This is a genomic window from Rhizobium sp. Root1212, assembly GCF_001424985.1.
In the GTDB taxonomy this organism is placed as follows: Bacteria; Pseudomonadota; Alphaproteobacteria; order Rhizobiales; family Rhizobiaceae; genus Pararhizobium.
The window spans coordinates 1,487,585-1,495,000 of sequence record NZ_LMDA01000001.1 but is presented as its reverse complement, the minus strand read 5'-3'; the positions used below and the strand labels follow the sequence as shown (position 1 = coordinate 1,495,000).

At 57.4% G+C, this 7,416-nt stretch carries 4 protein-coding genes, 1 tRNA gene, 2 rRNA genes and 1 pseudogene (1 of these 8 running past the window's edge); all 8 read left to right on the top strand.

Annotated elements, in window-relative coordinates; all coding sequences use genetic code 11:
* Window positions 1-1,851, top strand: a 23S ribosomal RNA gene (locus ASC86_RS07065); it begins 946 nt to the left of the window's first position.
* Window positions 1,852-1,980: 129 nt separating this feature from the next.
* Window positions 1,981-2,095 (top strand): 5S ribosomal RNA (gene rrf, locus ASC86_RS07060).
* Between the two features lie 201 nt (window positions 2,096-2,296).
* Window positions 2,297-2,373, top strand: a tRNA-Met gene (locus tag ASC86_RS07055).
* Between the two features lie 322 nt (window positions 2,374-2,695).
* Window positions 2,696-2,911, top strand: a pseudogene (locus tag ASC86_RS24965) (integrase core domain-containing protein); the annotation flags it as partial.
* A gap of 325 nt (window positions 2,912-3,236) precedes the next feature.
* The gene (gene ugpC / locus ASC86_RS07045; protein WP_056318011.1) at window positions 3,237-4,385 is read left to right on the top strand and encodes a sn-glycerol-3-phosphate ABC transporter ATP-binding protein UgpC; all 1,149 of its coding nucleotides are present in this window, start codon (window positions 3,237-3,239) and stop codon (window positions 4,383-4,385) included.
* A 20-nt stretch (window positions 4,386-4,405) separates the two neighbouring features.
* On the top strand, window positions 4,406-5,638 hold the full coding sequence (locus ASC86_RS07040) for a sugar ABC transporter substrate-binding protein (protein WP_056318008.1): 1,233 nt from the start codon (window positions 4,406-4,408) through the stop codon (window positions 5,636-5,638).
* A 22-nt stretch (window positions 5,639-5,660) separates the two neighbouring features.
* Window positions 5,661-6,611 (top strand): sugar ABC transporter permease, encoded by a 951-nt coding sequence (locus tag ASC86_RS07035; RefSeq protein WP_244477532.1) that lies wholly within the window; start codon window positions 5,661-5,663, stop codon window positions 6,609-6,611.
* Window positions 6,604-7,416, top strand: a complete 813-nt coding sequence (locus tag ASC86_RS07030; RefSeq protein WP_056318001.1) for a carbohydrate ABC transporter permease — start codon at window positions 6,604-6,606, stop codon at window positions 7,414-7,416. Before ASC86_RS07035 ends, ASC86_RS07030 begins: the two co-directional genes overlap by 8 nt.

The following is a 7,416-nucleotide window of genomic DNA, read 5'->3' as shown; positions in this document are numbered from 1 at the left end:
AACTCCGAATACCGAGGAGTACTAGTCGGCAGACACACGGCGGGTGCTAACGTCCGTCGTGAAAAGGGCAACAACCCTGACCTCCAGCTAAGGTCCCCAAGTCATGGCTAAGTGGGAAAGGATGTGAGGATCCCAAAACAACCAGGATGTTGGCTTAGAAGCAGCCATCATTTAAAGAAAGCGTAACAGCTCACTGGTCTAAATAAGGGTCTTTGCGCCGAAAATGTAACGGGGCTGAAGCCATGCACCGAAGCTGAGGATACATCGTAAGATGTGTGGTAGCGGAGCGTTCCGTAAGCCTGTGAAGGGATACCCGTGAGGGGTCCTGGAGGTATCGGAAGTGCGAATGTTGACATGAGTAACGATAAAGGGAGTGAGAGACTCCCTCGCCGAAAGACCAAGGGTTCCTGCTTAAAGTTAATCTGAGCAGGGTTAGCCGGCCCCTAAGATGAGGCAGAAATGCGTAGTCGATGGGAACCACGTTAATATTCGTGGGCCTGGTGGTAGTGACGGATTGCGTAACTTGTTCAGACTTATTGGATTGTCTGGGCGGGGAAGCGGTTCCAGGAAATAGCTCCACCGTATAGACCGTACCCGAAACCGACACAGGTGGTCAGGTAGAGTATACCAAGGCGCTTGAGAGAACTATGCTGAAGGAACTCGGCAAATTGCACGCGTAACTTCGGAAGAAGCGTGACCCCATCGCACGCAAGTGTGTTGGGGTGGCACAGACCAGGGGGTAGCGACTGTTTATCAAAAACACAGGGCTCTGCGAAGTTGCAAAACGACGTATAGGGTCTGACGCCTGCCCGGTGCTGGAAGGTTAAGAGGAGAGGTGCAAGCTTTGAATCGAAGCCCCAGTAAACGGCGGCCGTAACTATAACGGTCCTAAGGTAGCGAAATTCCTTGTCGGGTAAGTTCCGACCTGCACGAATGGCGTAACGACTTCCCCGCTGTCTCCAGCATAGACTCAGTGAAATTGAATTCCCCGTGAAGATGCGGGGTTCCTGCGGTCAGACGGAAAGACCCCGTGCACCTTTACTATAGCTTTACACTGGCATTCGTGTCGGCATGTGTAGGATAGGTGGTAGGCTTTGAAGCAGGGACGCCAGTTCTTGTGGAGCCATCCTTGAAATACCACCCTTATCGTCATGGATGTCTAACCGCGGTCCGTTATCCGGATCCGGGACAGTGTATGGTGGGTAGTTTGACTGGGGCGGTCGCCTCCGAAAGAGTAACGGAGGCGCGCGATGGTGGGCTCAGACCGGTCGGAAATCGGTCGTCGAGTGCAATGGCATAAGCCCGCCTGACTGCGAGACTGACAAGTCGAGCAGAGACGAAAGTCGGTCATAGTGATCCGGTGGTCCCGCGTGGAAGGGCCATCGCTCAACGGATAAAAGGTACGCCGGGGATAACAGGCTGATGACCCCCAAGAGTCCATATCGACGGGGTTGTTTGGCACCTCGATGTCGGCTCATCGCATCCTGGGGCTGGAGCAGGTCCCAAGGGTTTGGCTGTTCGCCAATTAAAGCGGTACGTGAGCTGGGTTCAGAACGTCGTGAGACAGTTCGGTCCCTATCTGCCGTGGGTGTAGGAATATTGACAGGATCTGTCCCTAGTACGAGAGGACCGGGATGGACATATCTCTGGTGGACCTGTTGTCGTGCCAACGGCATAGCAGGGTAGCTATATATGGAATGGATAACCGCTGAAGGCATCTAAGCGGGAAACCAACCTGAAAACGAGTATTCCCTTGAGAACCGTGGAAGACGACCACGTTGATAGGCCGGGTGTGGAAGTGCAGCAATGCATGAAGCTTACCGGTACTAATCGTTCGATTGGCTTGATCGTTCCCATTGCTCATGCTCATCTCCCGGCGAAGACGAAGTCTTCGTCCGGATGAGCCATCTAAAAGACGTGTTCACATAAGACAAAAAGGCTTAGCCTTTACCAGCTTCTCATATTGTTGCTCTTTGCCGACCTGGTGGTTATGGCGGGGTGGCTGCACCCGTTCCCATTCCGAACACGGCCGTGAAACGCCCCTGCGCCGATGGTACTTCGTCTTAAGACGCGGGAGAGTAGGTCGCTGCCAGGTCTGCCAAGCGCAACAAATACGGCTTTTGCAAACGCAAATGCCAATCTTCTCATCACACGCGCCGGCCCAAGCCGATCCAAACGGGCCGCCCTCAAAGCGGCCTTTTTGCTTCGGTAAAATAAACCGGATAAAAAGCCCAAAGGCTGAAACTTCAAAGCAGCCGAATAGTTCGAGATTTTGCCTTCGGCAAAACGCACATAACGCGGGGTGGAGCAGCCCGGTAGCTCGTCAGGCTCATAACCTGAAGGCCGCAGGTTCAAATCCTGCCCCCGCAACCAAAGTTACAACCAAAAACCCCGCCACGGAAACGTAGGCGGGGTTTTTGCGTTCAATAACTCCTAATATAAGCGTCGGGGAGCTTTTTGCGTTTCTGCTCCGTGTCAAGCTGATGGCCTCCTGCTTCTCTATGAAATCCCCATGCACTCCTAATATAAGCGTCGGGGAGCTTTTTGCGTTTCTGCTCCGTGTCAAGCTGATGGCCTCCTGCTTCTCTATGAAATCCCCATGCACCTCCGCGACGAAATTGGCCCATGAATGCCGCCGCTTTGGCTATCGACGCCTTCATGTGCTGCTCAGACGCGAGGGACACCATGTGAACCACATGCCCGGTCAGCGCTTTCAACCTGGCGCAGCGACTACAACGATCACCGACCGCATTCCGGTCTCGGCTGGCCGACACCGGCCGAGTTCGTTCAGACCATCAACCCACGACGTGATGCGGTGCTGCGCAGCCGGAATGGCTCCGCACCACAACCCGTCGCTACCGCCCCAAATACAGCAACCCAAAACCGCTGGAGCGAAATCAAACCCGGATAAAACTTGGGGGCAGTTCACGATGCCTTCATCGTCTTCCGCTCCTTTCCCAGCCTGGAAAAATCACCGGAAAACTCTACCAAAGTCGGACCAGTTTGAATTGCTTAGATCAGGGCTTGAAATCTTCAGTCTTATCAAAAACCATAGTGCATCTTTCCAGCTCGGAATCTGGCTCACGGCTCGTCGCCTTCCTCGCTTGAAGCCCTTTCCACTTTCGTTTCCGTGATTTAGCACAAATTGAAATTTCCGCTTTACAAATCGTGTTAAACGTTTTTATTTTGATATAAACGTTTAACACGTTGCTGAATTGCCGGCAGAGGAGGGTCCGTTGGCATCGATCCGTATCGAAAATCTCCGTAAGGGTTTTGGCGCGCTGGAGGTGCTGAAGGGCATCGATCTCGATATCGCCGATGGTGAATTCGTCTGCTTTCTCGGGCCGTCCGGCTGCGGCAAGAGCACGCTGCTGCGCTCCATCGCCGGGCTTGAGGAACTGGATGGCGGCTCGGTCCGTCTCGGCGAGCGCGACATTACCCATGTGGCCTCGGCCAAGCGCGATATCGCCATGGTCTTCCAGAACTACGCGCTCTATCCCCATATGAACGTGCGCAAGAACCTGTCCTTCGGACTGGCGCTGAACGGCATGAAGCGCGAGGAGATCGACCGTCGCGTCGACAATGCCGCCGATATTCTGCGTATCCGGGAACTGCTGGAGCGCAAGCCGCGCCAGCTTTCCGGCGGCCAGCGCCAGCGTGTCGCCATCGGCCGCGCCATCGTGCGCGACCCGAAGCTGTTTCTGCTCGACGAGCCGCTGTCGAACCTCGACGCCGGCCTGCGCGTCACCATGCGCGTCGAGCTTGCCGCGCTGCATGCGCGCCTCGGCGCCACCATGATCTATGTGACGCACGACCAGGTCGAGGCGATGACGCTGTCAGACCGTGTCGTCGTGCTCGACAAGGGCAAGGTCAGCCAGTTCGGCACGCCGCTGGAACTGTTCTATCAGCCGGCTAACCTTTTCGTCGCCGGCTTCATCGGCTCGCCGCGCATGAACTTCGTCGAGGCGACGGTTGCCGGACAGGAGGGCGCTCACATCACGCTTTCCGGCGGCGGCCTGAAGCGGACGGTCGCGTTCCAGGCGGATACTGCGATGGCGCTTGCCGATGGCAGCAAGGTCACGCTCGGCATCCGGCCGGACAAGGTCGAGATCGTGACGGCCGGCGAAGGCGAGCTTGCCGGCAGCGTCCGCCTCGTCGAACGCCTCGGCACCGAAAGCCATGTGCATCTCAGCCTCGAAGACGGCCGCGATTTCACCGCCGTCGTGCGCGGCACCCATCCGGTCGCCAATGGCGAAGCGGTCCACCTGCGCCTGCCGGCGCAGCATTGCTACCTGTTCGACGCGCAAGGGAAGGCGGTGCCCCGCCGGCTCGACGCGGAGACGCAGGCACTGATCACCAATGAAAAGGGGAAGCGGGTCGCCTGACCTGCAGAGGAGAAAGTGGAATGAGGAAAAATACGAAATTCATCGTCGGTTCGCTGCTCGCGTTTGCGCTTGCTGGAAGTGCGACGGCGCGGGCTGAAGATGTCTTGCGCTTTGCCACCTGGGACAGCGACGAAAGCCTTGCGATCCAGCAGGCGATCGCCAAGAAATTCGAAGAGAAGCATCCGGGCGTCAAGGTCCAGGTCGAGCCCTATGCCGATGGTTACGACCAGAAGCTGGTTGCCGCCTTCGGCGCGGGTAACCCCCCTGATGTCATGTATATGTGGAATTTTCCGCAATACTACACATCGCTGAAGCCGCTCGACGATCTGATTGCCCGCGACGCCGCTGAAATCAATCCTTCCGATTTCCCGAACGGTCTGATGAACACGACGCGCGTCGACGGCAAGACCTATGGCATGCCTTCGGGCTTCACGACGCAGGTCGTGTTCTACAACAAGGATATGTTCAAGGCTGCCGGAGTCGAGGAGCCGAGGGACGGCTGGACCTGGGACGATCTGCGCGCCAAGGCCGCAAAATTTCGCGACAAGGACAAGAAAGTTTACGGCTTTGCCGTCGATGCCAAGCCCGATCCTTATGATTTCGAGCAGTTCCTCTGGTCGAATGGCACCAAGTACATCTCCGACGATGGCAAGACGCTTGATGGCTACATGAACAGTGATGCGGCTGCCCAGGTCCTCGACATGTTTGCCGATATGGCGAAGAAGGAAGAGGCCGTTACGCTGCACGTTGGCGACGAGACCTCCGGCGAAACCCTGTTCAACGGCGGCAAGATCGCCATGTTCCAGAGCGCCATGTGGTCGAAGGCGGGCATCGATGCTGCCGGCTTCAGCTATGGCGTGGCATCCCTGCCGAAGTTCGGCGACAAGCCCGCCCATTCGGCACTCGGTGTTTCGGCGATCTCGATTGCCAAGGATGCTGCTCATCCCGATCTCGCCTGGGAATTCGTGAAGTTCTTCTCGTCTCCGGAAGCCGTCGCGATGCGCGTCAACGACCTTCCGGTACGCACCAGCGTCGCCGAGGAGAAGGGCATGACGAAGGACCCGGTCTACAAGCCGTTCTTCGACATTCTCGCCACTTCGAACACCGAGACGCACGCCTTCCTGAAGAACCAGAATTGGAGCAAGGTGCAAGACAATCTCGCCCGCGCCATCGAGGCGACGATGATCGATCAGGGCAATGCCAAGGCGCACCTGGACGATGCCGTCAAGCGCTCCCAGCGCTTCCTGAAGTAAGAGGAGACATGGGGAGATGGACATGAGCCAAGCAACCACCGCGCCGCTGACGGCAGAGAAACGGCAATCCGCCTTCTCGCGCCATCTGACGGCCTATCTCTTCATCTCCCCATGGATTTTGGGCTTCGTGTTCTTCACACTCGGCCCGCTCCTCTTCTCGCTCACCATGAGCTTCCATGACTGGCCGGTCGTCGGCGAGCGCACCTTTGTCGGTTTCGACAATTATCGAACCATGCTCTTCGACGACCCGCAATTCTGGGAAAGCCTGTGGATCACGGCGAAGTTCGCCGCGATCTACGTGCCCTTCAACATCGTCATGTCGTTCTTCATCGCGCTGATGCTGCATCATGCCAATGCCTGGAGCGGCTTCTTCCGCACGGCCTTTTACCTGCCGAGCGTCATCTCCGGCGTTGCTCTGGTGACGATCTGGAGCTGGATCTACAGCCGCGAATACGGCCTGCTGAACTTCATGCTGTCTTTCGTCGGCATCGACGGGCCGAACTGGCTCGGCGATCCGGGCCTCGCCATCGTCGCCATCATCATCGCCAGCCTTTGGGGTTTCGGCGGCACGATGCTGATCCTGCTCACCGGCCTGAAGGCGATCCCGAAGGAGCTTTACGAGGCGGCGACCGTCTCGGGCGTGCCGGGCTGGGCGCAGATGCTGTTCATCACGCTGCCGATGCTCGGGCCGATGCTGCTCTTCACCTTCATCACCTCGATCATCGCCGCCTTCCAGCAGTTGACGATCGCGCTTCTGATGACCAAGGGCGGTCCACTCGGCTCCACCTATTTCTTCGCCATGTACATCTACGACAATGCCTTCAAGTATTTCGACATGGGTTATGCCGCCGCCGGCTCTTGGGTGATGTTCCTGATCGTGCTGGTGCTGAGCATGCTCGTCATGCGCTGGTCTTCCGCCTGGGTCTATTACGAGGGCGAAGTTCGCGAAAAGGGAGGCGACCGCAATGCGTAAGACGCTGCTGTATTCCGCGCTGATCCTGCTTTCGGCGCTGTTCATCGCGCCCTTCTACTGGACCTTCATGACGGCCATCAAAAGCCAGGCCGATCTCTACAGCTTCCCGCCGGTCTTCTGGCCCTCGGAATGGCATTGGGAGAATTTCTCCATCGCCTGGAACAAGCAGCCCTTCGGCACCTACCTTACGAACTCGCTGATCGTCGTGGTGCTGTCGACCATCGGCCAGCTTCTCTCCTCGTCGTTGGTGGCCTATGGCTTCGCCCGCTTCCGCTTTCCGGGCCGCGATGCGATCTTCATCCTGCTCCTTGCCACCATGATGATCCCATGGGACGTGAAGATGATCCCGCTGTATATGGAGTTCAATCTGCTCGGCTGGATCAACACGCTGAAGCCGCTGATCGTGCCCTCCTATTTCGCCGATGCCTTCTTCGTCTTCCTGCTGCGCCAGTACATTATGACCGTGCCGGTCGAGATCGACGAGGCCGCGCGCATGGATGGGGCCAATGCCTTCGATATCTACTGGCGCATTCACCTGCCGCTGATGATGCCGGCGCTGGTGCTGGTCGGCACCTTCCATTTCATGAATGCCTGGAACGATTATCTCGGACCGTTGATCTTTCTCAACGACCAATCGACCTACACGTTGACGCTCGGTCTTTCCATGTTCAAGGGCCTGCATGAGGTGGATGTGACCTCGATTGCAGCGATCACCGTGATCCTCTGCCTGCCGCCGCTGGCGCTGTTCTTCCTCGCCCAGCGCTACATCATGGACGGTGCCGTCGGCTCGTCCGTCAAGGGGTGA